General features: G+C 70.2%; 14 protein-coding genes and 2 pseudogenes. 9 read left to right on the top strand and 7 right to left on the bottom strand.

Features of this window, described 5'->3' with window-relative positions:
- Window positions 1–4: 4 nt before the first annotated feature.
- The 5 genes and pseudogenes from OG272_RS01355 to OG272_RS01335 all read right to left on the bottom strand — a co-directional run bounded on the left by OG272_RS01355 (window position 5) and on the right by OG272_RS01335 (window position 3,949).
- Window positions 5–436, bottom strand: coding sequence for a nuclear transport factor 2 family protein (locus OG272_RS01355; RefSeq protein ID WP_405892221.1), 432 nt, complete (start codon window positions 434–436; stop codon window positions 5–7).
- Window positions 437–438: 2 nt separating this feature from the next.
- Window positions 439–1,245: an MBL fold metallo-hydrolase gene (locus OG272_RS01350; RefSeq protein ID WP_326573402.1), complete on the bottom strand. Its 807-nt coding sequence runs from the start codon at window positions 1,243–1,245 to the stop codon at window positions 439–441.
- 35 nt (window positions 1,246–1,280) lie between these two features.
- The gene (locus OG272_RS01345; protein ID WP_405892219.1) at window positions 1,281–1,907 is read right to left on the bottom strand and encodes a DsbA family protein; all 627 of its coding nucleotides are present in this window, start codon (window positions 1,905–1,907) and stop codon (window positions 1,281–1,283) included.
- Window positions 1,908–2,464: 557 nt separating this feature from the next.
- Window positions 2,465–2,638 (bottom strand): annotated as a pseudogene (locus OG272_RS01340) (ABC transporter substrate-binding protein); the annotation flags it as partial.
- A gap of 264 nt (window positions 2,639–2,902) precedes the next feature.
- Window positions 2,903–3,949: a LacI family DNA-binding transcriptional regulator gene (locus OG272_RS01335; RefSeq protein WP_405892217.1), complete on the bottom strand. Its 1,047-nt coding sequence runs from the start codon at window positions 3,947–3,949 to the stop codon at window positions 2,903–2,905.
- A 328-nt stretch (window positions 3,950–4,277) separates the two neighbouring features.
- On the opposite strand from OG272_RS01335, the gene OG272_RS01330 reads away from it, so the two are divergent.
- From OG272_RS01330 to OG272_RS01305, 6 genes and pseudogenes are all read left to right on the top strand, one after another.
- Window positions 4,278–5,225, top strand: a complete 948-nt coding sequence (locus OG272_RS01330; protein WP_326573398.1) for a sugar ABC transporter permease — start codon at window positions 4,278–4,280, stop codon at window positions 5,223–5,225.
- A complete protein-coding gene (locus OG272_RS01325; RefSeq protein ID WP_327731875.1) occupies window positions 5,222–6,043 on the top strand; it encodes a carbohydrate ABC transporter permease in 822 nt (273 codons plus the stop codon). The genes OG272_RS01330 and OG272_RS01325 overlap by 4 nt, the downstream gene beginning before the upstream one ends.
- A 55-nt stretch (window positions 6,044–6,098) precedes the next feature.
- Entirely contained in the window at window positions 6,099–7,370 is a 1,272-nt protein-coding gene (locus OG272_RS01320) for an ABC transporter substrate-binding protein (RefSeq protein ID WP_405892215.1), read from the top strand.
- Between the two features lie 102 nt (window positions 7,371–7,472).
- Entirely contained in the window at window positions 7,473–10,619 is a 3,147-nt protein-coding gene (locus OG272_RS01315; protein ID WP_405892214.1) for a family 78 glycoside hydrolase catalytic domain, read from the top strand.
- A 143-nt stretch (window positions 10,620–10,762) separates the two neighbouring features.
- Window positions 10,763–11,128 (top strand): annotated as a pseudogene (locus tag OG272_RS01310) (alpha-L-rhamnosidase C-terminal domain-containing protein); the annotation flags it as partial.
- A gap of 145 nt (window positions 11,129–11,273) precedes the next feature.
- Window positions 11,274–12,320, top strand: a complete 1,047-nt coding sequence (locus OG272_RS01305; RefSeq protein WP_405892213.1) for a LacI family DNA-binding transcriptional regulator — start codon at window positions 11,274–11,276, stop codon at window positions 12,318–12,320.
- A 74-nt stretch (window positions 12,321–12,394) separates the two neighbouring features.
- On the opposite strand, the gene OG272_RS01300 is transcribed toward OG272_RS01305, so the two are convergent.
- Complete coding sequence (locus OG272_RS01300) at window positions 12,395–13,417, bottom strand: zinc-dependent alcohol dehydrogenase family protein (RefSeq protein WP_326573388.1); 1,023 nt, start codon at window positions 13,415–13,417, stop codon at window positions 12,395–12,397.
- Window positions 13,418–13,683: 266 nt separating this feature from the next.
- Between OG272_RS01300 and OG272_RS01295 the strand changes: the two genes are divergently transcribed.
- Genes OG272_RS01295 through OG272_RS01285 form a run of 3 tightly spaced genes read left to right on the top strand, consistent with a single transcriptional unit; the run spans window position 13,684 to window position 15,499 of the window.
- Entirely contained in the window at window positions 13,684–14,586 is a 903-nt protein-coding gene (locus OG272_RS01295; protein WP_327731880.1) for a helix-turn-helix transcriptional regulator, read from the top strand.
- Window positions 14,583–14,780 carry a hypothetical protein gene (locus tag OG272_RS01290; RefSeq protein WP_327731881.1) on the top strand — a complete coding sequence of 66 codons (198 nt, stop codon included), beginning with the start codon at window positions 14,583–14,585 and terminating at the stop codon, window positions 14,778–14,780. The genes OG272_RS01295 and OG272_RS01290 overlap by 4 nt, the downstream gene beginning before the upstream one ends.
- A 5-nt stretch (window positions 14,781–14,785) precedes the next feature.
- Window positions 14,786–15,499, top strand: coding sequence for an SDR family NAD(P)-dependent oxidoreductase (locus tag OG272_RS01285; protein WP_405892210.1), 714 nt, complete (start codon window positions 14,786–14,788; stop codon window positions 15,497–15,499).
- A 273-nt stretch (window positions 15,500–15,772) separates the two neighbouring features.
- Here the strand turns inward: OG272_RS01285 and OG272_RS01280 are convergent, their stop codons facing one another.
- Window positions 15,773–17,200, bottom strand: a complete 1,428-nt coding sequence (locus tag OG272_RS01280; RefSeq protein WP_405892209.1) for an aspartate ammonia-lyase — start codon at window positions 17,198–17,200, stop codon at window positions 15,773–15,775.
- Window positions 17,201–17,292: the final 92 nt, after the last annotated feature.

Here is a 17,292-nt window from a genome sequence, read left to right as displayed (position 1 = left end):
TCGGTCAGTCGCTCATCGCCTCGCGGACGAGTGCGGTGTCGACGAACTGTTCGAAGCGGACGATGAGGCCGCCGCGTACGACGAAGTGGTGGGCGACGCGGACGTCGACGGGCTTGCCGGTGGCTTTGTTGGTGGCGGTGTAGCGGGCGAGGACGACGACGTTCTCGCCGTCGACGACGTAGGTGTCGTCGTGGGCGGTCCAGCCGTCCCAGTCCTGGCCGAGTCTCTCCATCACGTGGGCGGTGACACCGTCGGGGGTGCGGTAGGTGCCGGCGAGGGGGAAGCCGGCCATCTCCGTCCATTCCACGTCGGGGGCGAGGGTGGCGCGCAGGGCTGCCAGGTCGCCGGCGGCCGAGGCGAGGTACTGACGCCGTACGACGTCGGCGGGGGCGGCGGCGGGGGCGGCGTAGGTGGTGGAGGGGATGGACTCGGTCATGTTCAGCCCCACTTCATCTCGCCCTTGGCGACCTTCGCGCCGATCTGGGCGGCGATGAGCATGCCGTTGTCTGGGTAGCGCTTGACGAGGGCTTCGGTGAGGGAGGCGCCGTCGGCGGCGTTGTCGAGTTCCTCTTCGAAGGCGAGGAGGTAGGCGCGGGTGGCGGCGATGGCGGAGGCGTCGGCCGGGGTGCCGGGCAGGCGGTGGCCGGGGACGACGAGCTGCGGGTCGAGGGCGGTCATCTCGTCGAGCAGGTCGGTCCAGGCGGCGCGGTCGCCGGGGGTGGGGGTGTCGGCGACCCAGACGTGTTCCTGCTGGAAGAGCAGGACGCCGCCGAGGAGGGCGCGGTGCTCGGGCTGCCAGAGGTAGTGGCGGTCGGGCAGGCCGGCCGGGCCGCCCCTGAGTTCGAAGCGGTGGCCTTCGAGGGTGAGGTCGCCGGTCAGCGGGGTGAGGTCGACCAGGCGGGTGGGGAGGTTGGGGCCGAGTGCGGCCCAGGCCTTGAGCTTGCCCTCGTAGGTGTGCTGGATGTGGTCGATGACGATCGGGGTGGCGACGAAGACGGCGTCGGGGAAGGCGTCGGCGATCACTTCGGCGCCGAAGTAGAAGTCGGGGTCGGCGTGGCTGATGAAGACGGTCGTCAGCTGCTTGCCGGAGTCGAGGATCTCGGCGGCCAGCCGGTGGCCGTCGGCGCGGGTGAAGGCGGCGTCGACCAGCAGGGCTTCGGTCTCGCCGGTGACGAGGGTGGCGGTCTTGTTCTTGCTGCCGGCCGGGAAGTCGAGGTCGAGGACCTTGAAATCGAGCGTGCTCATGCGGAACTCCTTGAGGGGGATGGGGATGGGCAGGATCAGGAGGAACGGGTGGCCGTGCGGGACGCCAGTCGTCGGTCGACCTCGTCCGCGGTGGCGCGGCCGTAGGCCACGGGAGCGAGGGACGCGCCGTCGACGGCCAGCAGGGTGGGGAAGCCGGTGACACCCAGCTCGGCCGTGCGGCGGAAGTCGGCCTCGGCGGCAGCCCGAGCCTCGGGTGATGTGAAGGCGGCGACGACGGTGTCCGCGTCCAGTCCGGCGGCCTCGGCGACGACACGGTACGTGGCCGGGTCGGACAGGCTGAGGCCGTCGACGTAGAAGGCGCGCTGGAGGGAGGCGGCCAGCTCTGCCGCGCGGTCGGGGGCGGCCTGGCGCAGGGCGGCGACACCGCGGGCGGCGGCCTCGGAGTCCATGACGAACGAACCGTCGGCGATCAGCCGCTCGTAGCCCTCGCCGAACTCGGCCCCGGTCAGCTCCGCGATCTGCGCGTTCGCACCCTGGACGTAGCCGAACTCACGGATCGGCACCCGGCGCGCCCCGGTGAACAGACCGCCGGAGACCACCTCCACCGGCAGCCCGGGGTGGCGGGAGACCACCTCGCGCAGCGTGGCGGAAAAACCGTGCGACCAGCCGCAGTAGGCGTCGAAAACGTAGACCAGCTTCATGGTGACCTCGACAGGCGTGTGATGGCCCACCCGGTGCGGGCGATCACCTGACAGAACAGTAGCTGACTCGTCAGTTATTCCACGATGTGTGTGAAGGTGCCATAGGTGTGGCGCCCGTCAGGGCATCGGGGAAACGCGGTGGCTCGTGGATCAAGGCATTCGGGGGAGTGTGTCCCCGAGCCGTATGGCTGGGATACGAAGATCCTCCGCGAACCGCTCCCGGTCTGCCACCGGGAGCGGGTTCAGGAAGCGCCTCTTGATGTTCTCCCTATTGCTCAGGGTGGCGCGAACCGTCGTCTCCTCGCCCGGCGGGGGCGGCCGTACCGGCTTTCCGCGCCGCTCGGCGGGGGACTCCGCCCGGGTCACGAGCCCGGCCGCGCCCATGAGCGGGCTTGCCCCGGGTGAGGGAGGCTGCAGTCGACGCGGGTGTGCCGTAGTCGGCCTCGGGGCCCGGCGTCAGCACGCAGACGACGAACCGATCAGGGGACGGCGGTGGACATCGGGAGCAGTGCATGCCGCCCGCTCGCGGCCGAGCCGGCCGGTGGCACCACCCGCCGCTATGCCCGCGGGTGGAGTCCGAGCCGGCCGGGCGTCGGGTCGCCCTTGACCTCGACGAAATGCAGGGTGAAGGTCTGCTTCCAGCGCTCGCCCACGGCGCGGTCGGCCATGAAGCGGGGGAAGCCGTCCATGTTGGCGTGGGGGTGCTTCCGGATCGGCTTCAGGCCGGCCGGCCCGTACGGCGGGAGGTCGCAGGCGAGGCCGCGGCCCGACTCGCCGCGGCGGCGAGCGCCCCGACATCGAGGCCACCGGCGCCGGCGCCGGTGGCGAGGGCGTGCCGTCTGCTGAATGCCGTCTGCTGAAGCGGGACAAACCATGGTCGCAGGGCGCGCCTCATCGTGGCGCCGTGACCGCGGTATGGGCAACGTTTCCCAAAGATTCAGTTCCACCTTCAACCGAACGGTTGAACACCTGCCGGGCCACTCGATGGCGACGGTTCACTCCGCCGGTCGTGCCGTGGACCTGCGCGGCACGAGCGTGGGGGAGAGGGTGACCTTGGCCGACGGGCGGTCATGGTCGGTGATTCGTCGCAGGAGGAGTCGTACGGCGTCGCGGCCCATCTCCTGGCCGGCCTGGTCGACGCTGGTGAGCGAGATCGGGCCGAACGCGGCGAACGTGGTGTTGTCGTATCCGGCCACCGACAGGTCGCCGGGAACGGACAGGCCGGCCTCGGCGACCGCCTCGAGCACGCCCATGGCGACGATGTCCGCACCGGCGAAGACGGCCGTGGGCCGGGCGGAGGCGGGGCGGGCCAGCAGTTCCAGCGCCGCCCGGTGGCCACCCTCCTGGGTGTAGCTGCTGGTGGAGAGCACGTCGATGCACTCCTGCAGCCCGTGCGCCCGCATGGCCTGCCGGTATCCGTCGGCGCGCCGGGCGTTGGGCATCTCCGCCAGGCGTGTCGGGTCGGTCTCGTGATGCTCGATGTGGGCGATCCGGCGATGCCCGAGACCGGCGAGGTGGCGGACGACGAGGGCCGCGCCCTCGATGTCGTCGTCGGTCACGGTGTCGTATACGGCGGAGGAGCCGTGGCGGCCGACGACGACGGTCGGCACCGAGGAGGCGACGTGCTCCAGGTGGGCGCGCGAGGAGACCGGTGCGACCAGGACGAGACCGTCCATGCCGCGGTCGATCATCGCCTCGGTGACGCGGGCCTCCGCCTTCTCCCCGTTGCAGCCCGGCCCCAGGAACACCTGGTACTCGGTCTCCTCCAGCGAGTCGGTGATGCCGTCGAGGATCTCGGGGAAGAACGGGTTGCGGATGTCGGGCAGCATCACGCCGATGGTGTACGTCTGCCCCCGCAGGCCTCTGGCGCCCGCGTGCGGCCGGTAGCCCAGCTCTTCGATCGCGCGGCGCACTTTGGCCTGCATCTCGGGGCTGGCCCCGTAGGCGTTGCGCAGCACCTTCGACACGGAGGTGACGGACACCCGGGCGTGTCGCGCGACGTCGACGATGGTGATCCTGCGACGTGATGCTGTCGGCTCCATCCGGTCCTTGCCTCTCGGGGAATCGTCCGGCCGAGTCTAGGGCGGATCCCGTGGCTCGAACGATGGCGCGGAGAGCGGGCGGCGCCGTCCTCGTCGCACCGCTGTGGTGTGCGCGGCATCTTGACGTCATGCGGGACGCTCCCTAGGGTCTGGCCACACCCTTTGGGAAACGTTACCCACAGCCGCGCGACTCCTGCGGCCCGGGCATCGGGCCGCCCCATCCCCGAGACGGACTCCGACGAGACAACCGGCCGCGCCTCCACGTGGCGCAGGCCGAAGAGTTGATCCAGCAGGCCATTTGAATCGTTTCAAGAAAGGGGGTTCGTCGGTGGCTCTGGCCCCGCACAAGCAGCTCCTGGACGACGACCGGCCTCCGGACACGGAACCGGCCGCACGCATCCGGCCCGCGCGCACGACTCCGCCGTGGTGGTTCGCCCTGCCCGCGATGCTGCTGTTCGCCTTCGTCGTCCTGGTGCCGAGCGTTCGCGGCGTGTACTACGCCTTCACCGACTGGGACGGTCTCGACCCCGACTTCTCCTTCGTCGGCCTGGACAACTTCGCCGACATGCTCAGCGACCCGGACGCGACGCAGGCCATCTGGCACACCCTGCTGATCGCGGTGTCGATCACGATCGTGCAGAACGCGATGGGCCTGCTGCTGGCCCTGGGGGTCAACTCGGCCATCAAGTCCCGCAACGTTCTGCGGGTGTTCCTGTTCGCGCCGGCCGTGATCACCCCGATCGTGACCGCCTACCTCTGGCGCAATCTGCTCGGCCCGGACGGCGCGGTCAACAGCCTGCTCGGCGCGGTGGGTCTGGGGGGATGGCGGCAGGACTGGCTGGGCAGTCCGAGCCTGGCCCTGTGGTCGGTGGTCGGGGTGATCGTGTGGCAGTTCGCGGGCTACTCCATGGTCATCTTCCTCGCCGGACTGCAGTCGGTGCCCAAGGAGGTCCATGAGGCGGCGGCCATCGACGGGGCAGGTCCCGTACGGCGCTTCTGGTCGGTGACCAGGCCACTGCTGGCCCCTGCCTTCACCATCAACCTGATGCTGTCGATCATCGGCGGGATCAAACTCTTCGACCAGGTGTACGCGTTGACGGGCGGGGGACCGGGGCACGCCACCGACACCATCTCGACGCTGATCTACAAGGACGCCTTCACGCTCGGCGAGTTCGGCTACAGCGTCGCGCTCGCGGTCGTCCTCACGATCATCGTGGCGGTCGTCTCGACCGGGCAGTACCTCGTGCTGTCCCGCAACGAGAGGGCGGCGTCATGAACCGCTACCGCCGCCGCACCCTCGCCCTGGAACTGGCGATGATCGCCGCCGCCGTGTTCGTCGGTTTCCCGGTGTACGTCCTGGTCAACCTCGCGGTGCGGCCCGCGTCGGACCAGTCCTCGCCGATCAGCCCGACCGGCTCACCCACCCTCGACAACTTCACCCAGGCCTGGCAACAGGGCGCCCTCGGCGGGGCCTTGGCCAACAGCGTGCTGGTGACCGTGTGCAGCGTCGTCGTCGTACTCGCCGTGTCCTCGCTCGCGGCGTACCCGCTGGCCCGCGCCACGGCCCGCTGGTCCCGGGGAACGTATCTGACCTTCCTCCTCGGCCTGGCCCTGCCGTTCCAGCTCGCGTCCCTGCCGCTGTACCAGACCATGCGCGACATGGGCCTGCTCGGCACACCCTGGGCGCTGGTCCTCTTCTACTCCGGCCTGCAGGTGCCGTTCACCGTCTTCCTGTACGTCGGTTTCCTGCGCGCCCTGCCCCGCGACTTCGAGGACGCGGCACTCATCGACGGCTGCACACCTCTGCAGGGCTTCCGGTACGTGGTGCTGCCGATGCTCAAACCCGTCACGGTGACGGCTCTGGTGCTCAACGCGGTCGCCGTGTGGAACGACTTCTTCACCCCGTTGCTGTACCTCAGCGGCAGCGCCCGGCAGACCATGCCGGTCGCGATCGCCGGCTTCGTCGGTCAGTACGTCACCGACTGGAACCTCATCTTCGCCGCACTGGTGATCAGCATCCTGCCCGTCCTGCTCGTCTACTTCCTGCTGCAGCGCAGCATCATCAACGGCTTCGCGGGAGGGCTGCGGGGATGACCTCCGACGCCCGACCGTCCCTCATGTCCGGTGGCTCTTCCCCGAGGGGGACTTCATGAAGACACGCACACTCCCGGTCCTGGCCGCCACGGTCACGTCCATGGCCCTGCTGGCCGCCTGCGGCGGCGGCACCGAGGCGGGCTCCGACGGCGGTTCGAAGGACTCGAAGACGCTCACCCTCGCGTCGATCGACCAGGGCTCGGTCGAGGACGTCGTCAAGGCGTTCGAGAAGGCCAACCCGGGCGTCAAGGTCCGTTACACCACCAGCGGCGCCGACCAGTACCAGCAGCAGATCCGCACCCAGCTGTCCTCGGGCACCGCCCCCGACGTGTTGTCGGTCTGGCCCGGCAACGGCAATCCGGGGGCCACCTACGTCCTGGCCGAGCCGGGTTATCTGCGCGACCTGTCGGACCGGCCGTGGGCCGCCGAGCTGCCGGACGCGATGAAGTCCGTCGCCCAGTACGAGGGCAAGACGTACACCGCGGTCTTCGGGCAGAACGGCATCGGAGCGGTCTACAACGAGCAGGCCGTGGCGAAGGCCGGACTCACCCCGCCGGACACCTGGACGGAACTGCTGGACTTCTGCAAGGCCGCGAAGGCGAAGGGAACCCCGGCCTTCGCGCTCGGCAACCAGGACAACTGGGTGACCCAGCTCGTCGCATACGCCCTGGTCGCGACGACCGTCTACGGCGAGGACCGGGACTTCGACAAGAAGATGCAGGCCGGCGACGCCACCTTCGCGAAGTCCCCGTGGGCCACCGCCCTGGACAAGTACGTGACGATGGAGAAGACCGGCTGCTTCCAGAAGAACCCGCTGGGCACCACCTACGAAGCCAGCCAGCAACTCGCCGCCACCGGCAGGACCCTCGGCATCGTCCAGGGCAACTGGGTGATCGCCCTCCTCAAGCAGAAGAACCCGAAGGGCACGTTCACGCTCAAGGCGCTGCCCGCCACCGACGACCCGTCCGAGACCCTGATACCCGCCGCCGCGGGTGCCGGGTACGGTGTCAACGCGAAGGCGAGGAACGAGGAACTGGCGATGAAGTTCGTGGACTTCGTGATGTCGCCCGAGGGCATGAACACGTTCGTCGAGAAGCAGGGCGGCCTGCCCTCCCTCCCCGACACGGGCTTCGCCGCGGACCCGTCACTCGCCGAACTCTCGGAGTTCATCGGGTCGGACCGCACGGTGCCCTTCATGGACCAGCTCTGGCCCAACCCGAAGGTCCAGCAGACCATGCTCAGCGGCCTGCAGGAGATCTTCAGCGGGCAGTCCACGCCGGAGAAGCTCCTCGACGAGATGGACGCCGACTACAAGGCCGGCAGCTGACCATCGAGCCGTCGGCCACCGCGCGTGGCGGCCGACGGCTCTCCTTCAGCATCTGAATGAAACGTTTAAATCCACCATGGTGTGATCGATCGGAGGTTTGGTATGCCCGACGTCCCGAAGGAGGCGTTGAGCCGGCGACAGGTGGTCGGCACCATGGCTGTCTCGGCGGCCGGGCTGGCTGTCCCCGCCGTCCCCGGGCCCCCTGTGCCGGCGGCCCACGCCGACGAGGTGGGCGACAGACGGGGAGCGAGGGTCACCGGTCTGGCCGTCGACGGCCGCGAGGACAGTCCGCTCGGTGTCGACGACCCGGCACCGCGACTGAGCTGGCGGGTGGTGGGGGCCGACGGGGCATGGACGCAGTCCGCCTACCGGCTCCGCGCGGCGCGCACCCGGAAGGATCTCGACCGGGGCCGTCTGCTGTGGGACAGCGGCAAGGTCCGCTCCCCGGCCCAGACCGATGTCGCCTGGCACGGTCCCGCCCTGTCCTCGCGGGACCGGGTGGTCTGGCAGGTGCGGGCGTGGAGCACCGGCGGCGACGCGACACCATGGAGCCGCCCCGGCACCTGGGAGATGGGGCTCCTCAAGCGTTCCGACTGGGGCGAGGCCCAGTGGATCGAGCACCCGGGCCGCACCGTCGAGCAGCCCCTGCCCGTGTTCGCCCGTGCCTTCCGGGTGGACGGCCGGTGGGGGAGGGTCGTCAGGGCGAGGCTGTACCTGTCCGGCGTCGGACTGCACGAGGCCAGCCTCAACGACAGGCCCGTCACCGACGAGGTGCTCGCCCCGGGCAACTCCAACTACCAACTCTCCACCGAATACCGGGTGTACGACGTCACCGGGCTCATCCGCTCCGGTGACAACACCCTGGGTGTCGAACTCGGTCACGGCACGGCGCTCGTGACCCGGTCCGTCACCCGTCCCACCACCGGCCGCACCGCCCCGTACAGCTGGTGGCAGAGCCAGTTCAAAGGCAGCGGCAGCCTGGCCGCGCCCGCCGCGCGGGGCACCACCACCGTCAAGGTGAGCAGCGTGGCCAACTACCACGTCGGCGGCACGGTCAACATCGACACCGGCGACGGCGGCGAGCGCCTGGAGACCCGCACCATCACCGCCGTCGGCACCGCAGGCGCCGACGGCACCGGCATCACCTTCGAGCCCGGCCTCTCCTCCGGGCACGCCGGCGGCGCGGCCGTCACCGGCTCCGGCAACTCCCTCGCGAGCACCGACCCGAGCGCAGGCGCCGCCGTCTCCCCGCGTCTGATCGCCCGCCTGGAACTCACGAAGGCCGACGGGACGGTCGAGACCGTCGTCAGCGACCGCTCGTGGAGGACGGCCCTCGGCCCGACCGTCACCGCCAACTGGTACTCCGGCTCCGACCACGACGCGCGCCGCGAGCAGCCCGCGTGGACCGCCCCCGGCGCGGATCTCGGCGGGTCGGCGAAACGCCGCGACGGCACGGCCATGGGCTGGACCGACGCCGGAATCGCCCCGCCGCCCAATCTGACCACCGAGTTGGTCTGGCGGGTGGCCGAGCCGCTCAGGATCGTCGACCGGCTCCGCCCGGTCGCTGTCACCCAGCCGCGGCCCGGCGTGTGGGTCTTCGACTTCGGGCAGAACTTCGCCGGCTGGCCGCTGCTGGACCTCGACGGCCCGCTCCCGGCCGGTACGACGGTCAGGCTGTCCCCCGCCGAGTCGCTGAACGCCGACGGCACCGTGGACCAGGCGTCGATCATGGGCGGCGGCGCCGCTCGCGGCACCCAGGTGTTCGCCACCTACACGACGTACGGCGACGAGCGGAGCGAGCGGTGGCATCCGCGGTTCCACTACTTCGGGATGCAGTGGCTGCAGGTGACCGGCCTGCCCGAGGGCTATGTACCGACCCGGGACACGGTGACCGGCCTGCAGATCCACGCGGACGTGCCGGTCGCCGGCTCCCTGCGGACCTCCGACGACCGGATCAACCGCGTCCACCGCATGGCCCGTTACTCGATCATGAGCAACGTCATGTCGACCTTCACGGACTGCCCCGGCCGTGAAAAGCTCGCGTACCCCGCCGACTACGTACAACCCTTCGGCTCCCTCCACCGCACGTTCGGATACGCGGCCTACCTGCGCACCATGCAGCGCCACCTGGTCGAGGGCCAGTCCAGGGCCGGTGACGGCATCGGCAACGTGGCGCTCAAGGCCCCGGTGTACGACTGGGGGTACACCGGCCGGTTCGGCGACGAGATCAACTGGGGCAACGGCATCATCCTGGTGCCCTGGCTGCTGTACGAGACGTACGGCGACACACAGACGATGAGCCGCCACTACCCGCGGATGCGGGCCTTCCTCGACTACATCAGGACCAGGAAGGCCGGCATTGGCGCGGACGCCTGTCTCGTGGACGCGGCCCTGGGCGACTGGATCGCGAGTGAGAACACCTCGGGCCGTATCACCGGAACCTGGGGCTACCACCAGATCGCCGACCGCATGGCCCGGATGGCGGCCCTGATCGGGCGTGACGCGGACGCGGCCGAGTACCGCAACCTCGCGGCCACCATCAAGGACGCGTTCAACGACGCCTTCTACAACACCGCGCTCGGCCGGTACACCGCCGAGGGCGACCGGGGCGCCGCCGGAGCCACGCAGGCCGCGCAGGCGCTCGCGCTCGACGAGGGCCTCGTACCGGAGGGCGAGCGCGGGAAGGTCCTCGACGCGCTGGTGGAACTGGTTTACGCCCACCGGCCGTTCGGGGGCGGGCCGCACCTCAGCGGCGGCACCATCGGTCTCGCCCCGATCGTCAGGGCCCTGCACGAGGGCCGCCACGACGACGTCCTGTGGGCCGTCCTCCAGGAGGACACCCGCCCGGGCTACGGCCACTTCATGGCACCCACCACCTCCCATCCCGAAGGTCTGACGACCATCCCCGAACAGTGGGACATGGGCAACTCCAAGAACCACATGATCCTGTTGCAGATCGAGGAGTGGTTCCACAGCGGCGTGGTGGGCATCCGCCAGGCGCGCGGCAGGGCCGGATACCGCGAGTTGGTCATCGACCCCCGCCCGGTCGGCGACCTCACCCATGCCGAGGGCAGCTATCGCACCCCGTACGGCGTGGTGTCCGCGCGGTGGACGCGCGAGAAGAACAGGTTCCGGCTCCATGTGGAGCTCCCGCCGAACGCCACTGCGGAGATCCGGCTGCCCACCGGCGACCGCGCCACCCATGTCGTCGGTTCGGGGCAGCACACGTTCACCACCCGCGATCTGTGACCGATTCCCCCGGCGAACCGAAAGGACCACGGCGTGAGCCATGCAGAGCGCGGTGCGGACGATGCCGACCGCGATGGCCGCGAGGGGTTCTCACCTCGCGGCCACGGACCGGCATGACGTCGCCGAACCGTGCTCACAGCGAGTACGCGTACACGGCCGGCATCGCCCGCGACCCGGACAGCCCCGGCTTCAGGCGCTTCGTTCTCCGGCCCCACCTCGATCCCACGGGGCGGATCACCCAGGTCCGCGGCACCTACGAGTCGCCGTACGGTGAGATCCGAAGCGAGTGGGAGGTCCAGGGCCGGGGCCGGACCCTGGCGTACGAGGCGGTCGTGCCCGCGAACAGCGAGGCCACTCCGCGCCTCCCGGCCGCCTCGGCGGATGCGGTCCGTGCGGGACGGACCCCGCTGACCCGCGTGGACGGCGTGCGTTTCCTCGGCCACGCGGACGGGGTGTCCTCGTACCGCCTGCCTTCCGGCCGGTACCGACTGACCGTCGACCTGCGCTGAAGCCGTGGACACCGGCTCGCGAGAAAATCGGTCGGCGCTCTTGACGCACGCCCCTGCGACTCCGTAGATATGACCGCGCGGTCACTCGCCGCGCGGTCATATGGTGGGCCTCGCTCATACAGGCTCACGCTCGCCGGGAGAATCGATGACACGAGTGGCGGCGCGCGGTACGGCTGCGGCCGCACCGCGCAGCGCGGATGTGGCCCGCCTGGCCGGGGTCTCGCGCAAGACGGTGTCGCGGGTCCTCAACAACGAGCCGTACGTCTCCGACGAGGTCCGTCGACGCGTCCTCGAAGCCGCGGAGGAGCTCGGCTACCGCCTGAACCATGCGGCGCGGGCGCTGGCCTCCGGCCGGAGCCGGTCCATCGGTGTCGTGGCCCTGGGGACCGCCGGATACGGAACGGCCTCGCTCCTGGTGGGCATCGAGAGGGCCGTACGGGACGCCGGCTACGCCCTGCGCATGGTCAACACGGTGGACGGGGAACCGGACGGCATCGCCGGCGCCGTGACCTCACTCCTCGAACAGGGCGTGGACGGCATCGTCGTCTCCGAGCCCATCGTGGAGGGGGAGGTGAGGGTCGGGGTCGACGTGCCGCTCCTCTTCCTGGGCGCGCCACCGGCCTTCACCTCCGCCCAAACCCTGACCGTGGGCGTGGGCGCGTACGACCTGGCGAGGGCGGCCACCGAGCACCTGCTGGATCTGGGCCACACAACGGTCCATCACCTCGCCGGTCCGGGGCAGTGGTACGCCTCGAAGGACCGTATCGAGGGCTGGCGGGCGGCGCTCGCGGCGAGAGGAGCGCATGAACCTCCCGCGCTCGAAGGCGACTGGTCACCCGAGTCCGGCTACGCGGCGGGCCGTGAGCTGGCTGCGGACGGCTCGGTGACGGCGGTGTTCGCGGCGGGCGACGAGATGGCGATCGGTCTGATCCACGCGCTGCGGGAAGCCGGCCGGCGGGTGCCGGAGGACATCAGCGTCGTGGGCTTCGACGGCAACCCCGTCTTCGCCTACGTCACCCCGCCCCTGACCACTGTGCGACAGCCCTTCGACGAGGCGGCACGAGAGGGAATCAGGCTCCTCGTCCACGCCATCGAGACGCCCGACACCGATCTGCCTCCCGCGAGCGAGCTACCGGTCGAACTCGTCCTCCGCGGCTCGACCGCACCCCCGCCCTCCCGCCCCGACCTGTAAGCAAGTAGCTGGAGATCACGGGACGCGCCTCAACAAGAACAGGGACCGCTCCCGGGGCCCTGCGCGGTGGCGGGTCAGAACGTGAGGAGCACCTTGGTGGCGCGCCGTTCGTCCATGGCCTTGTAGCCCTCCGCGGCCTGCTCCAGCGGCAGGGTGAGGTCGAAGACCCTGCCCGGGTCGATCTCGCGGTCCCAGATGAGCTGGATCAGGTCGGGCAGGAAGCGGCGCACCGGGGCGGGACCGCCCTCCAGGTGAATGCCGGCGAGGAAGAGGTCGAAGCCGGGGATGGAGACGTCGTAGTTGACGCCGACGAAGCCCATGTGCCCACCGGGGCGAGTGGCGCCGATCGCCTGCATGGTCGACTGTTCGGTTCCGACGGCCTCGACCACCGAGTGTGCGCCGAGTCCTCCCGTGAGTTCCTTGATCTTCGCCACGCCCGCGTCACCGCGCTCCTCGACGATGTCGGTCGCGCCGTAGAACCGCGCCAGCTCCTGCCGTTCGGGGTGGCGGGACATCGCGATGATCCGCTCGGCGCCCAGCTGCCTGGCGGCGAGGACGGCCATCAGACCGACCGCGCCGTCGCCGACGACCGCGACCGTCCTGCCCGGGCCGGCCTGGGCGGCGACGGCGCCGTACCAGCCGGTGCCGAGCACGTCGGAGGCGGCGAGCAGCGAGGGGATCAGCTCGGGGTCCGGCTGTCCCGGGGTCGGGACGAGAGTGCCGTCCGCGTGGGGGATGCGGGCCTTCTCCGCCTGGGTGCCGACCGACTGCGCCACGAACTCCCGGTGCACGCAGCCCGACTGGTAGCCCGAGCGGCAGATCTCGCAGGTGTTGTCGGAGATCACGAACGACCCGACGACGAAGTCGCCCACCTTGACGTTCTTCACGTCGGAGCCGACTTCCTCGACCACGCCCACGTACTCGTGCCCCATGGCCGTGTGGTCGACGGGCTCGATCCCCCGGTAGGGCCACAGGTCCGACCCGCAGATACAGGTCGCGGTCAGCCGGATGACCGCGTCGGTGGGCTCGACGATCTTCGGATCGTCACGCTCCTCCACCCTCACGTCGCCGGCCTTGTACATCACCACTCCACGCATACCTGACGCTCCTTGCCTTCCTTGCTCCACGTGCTTCACTTGCTTCACTTGCTTCGCGTGTACCAGCGCCTGCGGCGCCGAATCCTCTTCGGGGGAACCGCACCGTCCAGGTGTGGAGCGCTCGTCGTCACCGCTGTTCGGGTGACGGCGACTCGTCAGCACCACGGCGTCCAGGCAACCCCCATCGCGTGAGGGCAGCCAGTTACTGATGAGGGGTGTACTGGCAGTACATCCCAATCCGCCGGACTCGGTCGTACGGTCAGGGTGTGGACAACCGTGACGAAGTCCGCGAGTTTCTGACCTCGCGGCGAGCCAAGATCACTCCGCAGCAGGTGGGGCTGCCGGCCGGTTCCCGGCGCCGGGTGACCGGTCTGCGTCGTAGCGAGGTCGCCGCGCTGGCCGATGTGAGCGTGGAGTACTACGCCAAGCTGGAGCGCGGGAACCTCGCCGGTGTCTCGCCCAACGTGCTCGAAGCCGTCGCCCGAGCCCTCCGGCTGGATGACGCCGAACGCGTCCACCTGCTGCACCTGGCCCAGGCCCAGGAAGGTTCCGACTCCCTCGCCCGCCCCCGACGGCGCTCCGGCAAGGAGCGGACCCTGCGCCAGAGCCTGCAATGGACCTTGGATGCCGTCACCGCCGGCCCCGCGGTCGTCATCAACGGCCGCCTGGACCTGCTCGCCGCCAACCAGCTCGCCCGCGCCTTCTTCGGTGACCTCTACGACGGCGGCACGAAGCCGCCGAACTTCGCCCGCTATCAGTTCCTCGATCCCGCGGCCCGGCGCTTCTACCCGGACTGGGACCTCGCCTCCGGCATGACCGTGGACATCCTGCGTACCGAAGCCGGTCGCGATCCCCACGACAAGGAGCTCCACGATCTGGTGGGGGAGCTCTCCACGCGGAGCGACGCCTTCCGCTCCCGCTGGGGCGCCCACAACGTCACCCACCACGGCACCGGCACCAAGCGCTTCAACCATCCGGTCATCGGCGAACTCACCCTGTCCTGGGAGTCCCTGGCCCTGACCGCCGAACCCGGTCTCACCCTCACCGTCTACACCGCCGAACCCGGCTCGCCCTCCGCGGAAGGCCTCCACCTGCTCGCTTCCTGGGCAGCCACCCACGACACCGCCACCGTCTCTGCCCCTCGGCCTCCGAGCGCCCCGCCGAAATGACCGAGAAGGAGCCCGTCACCCTGCTCCCCGGCTGCTGCCCGGACTTCTACCGAGCGGTCGAGGAGACGAACCGGAGCGAGTGCGCACCACCGGTGATACTGGGGGAGGCCGCAGCCGTTCCGGACGTCGTCGAGACGGCGATCCGGAGTGGCCGGACGGGCGCCGTCGTCGACGCACATGCGGACGGGAGATGACTGACATGGCACTGGTTCTGGTGACCGGGGCATCCAGCGGACTCGGGCGCGACACGGCGGAGGCGTTGGCCGGCCAAGGGCATGACGTGGTCGCCCATGTCCGCGACCCGGCCCGCCTCACCGGCGGCGGTGAGACCGGCTGGTGGAAGGGCGTCGTCACCGGGGATCTCGCCGAGGTCGACGAGATCCGCGACGTGGCCCGGCAGGCCGCCGAGTTCGGCCGCTTCGACACCGTCATCCACAACGCCGGCGTCCTGAACTCGCCCGAACAGGTCACCGTCAACACGGTCGCGCCCTACCTGCTGACGGCTCTGATGGACAAGCCGGCCAGGCTCATCTACCTCAGCAGTTCCATGCACCGCACCGGCTCCACCGACCTGCGCCGACTGACGGCGGGCACCGCTTCCTACGACGACACCAAACTGTGGGTCACCGCCCTCGCGCTCGCCTGCGCCTCCCGCTGGGAAGGAACCACCAGCCACGCGGTCGACCCCGGATGGGTTCCCACACGCATGGGCGGTGCCGGCGCATCGGACGACCTGGCGGCCGGGCACCAGACACAGACGTGGCTCGCCACCCACCATGACGTGACCCCGCACACCGGCGGCTACTGGTACCACCGACGGACCCAGACACCACACTCCGCGGCGCGGGACGAAGCCTTCCAGGCACGCCTCGTCCAAGCCCTGGAGCACCACACCGGCGTCCCGCTCGACTGAGTCGGCAGACGGAGGGACGGGCCCCTCGGAAACGGCGTCATGGACGAGCCCCTCGGAAACCGCGTCGTCGACCGCAACCGGAGTCATATCTCCGCAACCGTCCATGCCGCTCTGCGTGTGCACGCCGGTGCTCCGCCGGACGGCGTGGCGCCGACGTTCAGGCCCTCCAACTCGCAGGACGGTCCCCCTGTTTGAGGCCCCCCACGCGAATGTGGACCGGGATCGAGGGCCGGCCGAGTAGCGCTGCGATTCCGGACTGGGCGGACTTCCCCTTCACGCCTGGACGACTTCCGCCGATGGACGGGCGGAGTGACCGGTGAGGTTCTCCGGGCGGAGGATCGTGTCCAGTTGGTCGGTGGTGAGCAGGCCGGCCTCGGCGGCGAGGTCCTTGATGGGACGGCCGGTGGCCAGGGCCCGGCGGGCCAGCGTGGTCGAGGCGGCGTAGCCGATGTGCGGGGCGAGCGCGGTGACGAGGCCGATGGAGCGGTGGACGCTGTCGTGGAGGTGTGCGCGGTTGGCGGTGATGCCGGGGACGCAGCGGGTGGCCAGGGCGTCACAGGCGGCGCGCAGATGGGTCAGGGAGCGCAGCAGGCTGTAGGCGATGACGGGTTCGAAGGCGTTGAGTTGGAGCTGTCCCGCTTCGGCGGCCATGGTGACGGTCAGGTCGTTGCCGATGACCTCGAAGGCGACCTGGTTGACGACTTCGGGGATCACCGGGTTGACCTTGCCGGGCATGATCGACGAACCCGCCTGCACCGGCGGCAGGTTGATCTCGCCGAGTCCGGTGGTGGGGCCGGAGCACGTCAGGCGCAGGTCGTTGCAGGTCTTGGAGAGCTTCACGGCGACGCGCTTGAGGACGCCGGAGAGCTGTACGAAGGCTCCGCAGTCCTGGGTGGCCTCGATGAAGTCGCCCGCGGGCCGCACGGGTTCGCCGCTGATCCCGGCGAGGTACGCACAGGCGAGTTCGGCGTAGCGCGGGTGGCCGTTGATTCCGGTGCCGATCGCGGTGCCACCGAGATTGGACTCCAGCAGCAGGGCGGCGGCCTCGGTGAGGCGCTGGCGGTCCTCCTCGATCATGACGGCGTAGGTGGTGAACTCCTGGCCCAGCGTCATCGGGACGGCGTCCTGGAGCTGGGTGCGGCCCATCTTCAGGATGCCGCCGAACTCCGCCGCTTTCTCGGTGAAGGCCGTGGCCAGAGCCCCCAGGGAGTCCCCGAGCCGGCGCAGTGAGGTGACCAGCGCCAGACGTACGGCGGTGGGGTAGACGTCGTTGGTGCTCTGGCCGAGGTTGACGTGGTCGAGGGGATGGATCACGTCGTAGAAACCGCGGGGATGGCCGAGGATTTCCAAGGCCCGGTTGGCGATGACCTCGTTGGCGTTCATGTTCGTCGAGGTGCCGGCCCCGCCCTGGACGGGGTCGACGACGAACTGGTCGTGCAGCCGTCCGGCGCGGATCTCCTCGCACGCGTCGATGACCGCTCCGGCGATGTCCGGCGGCAGCAGGCCGAGTTCGCGGTTGGCCTGTGCTGCCGCCTGTTTGACCGAGGCCAGTGCGGCGATCAGGTCGGGGAACCGGGCGATGGTCGATCCGGTGATCGTGAAGTTCTCCACGGCCCGCACGGTGTGCACGCCGTAGTAGGCGTCGGCGGGCACCTCCTTGTCTCCGACCAGGTCGTGCTCGATGCGTGTGGTCCGCGCCATCTGATGCTCCTCGTCTCCTGCCGCCGGACATGAGGCGGGCTGCCGACGTGGGACCCCTTGACAGGCCACCGCCTCCGGCTTCAGTGTTACCG

The organism is Streptomyces sp. NBC_00104, assembly GCF_045160825.1.
Lineage (GTDB): Bacteria > Actinomycetota > Actinomycetes > Streptomycetales > Streptomycetaceae > Streptomyces.
Note: the sequence above shows the minus strand (reverse complement) of the source record. Positions and strands in the feature narration are given on the sequence as shown.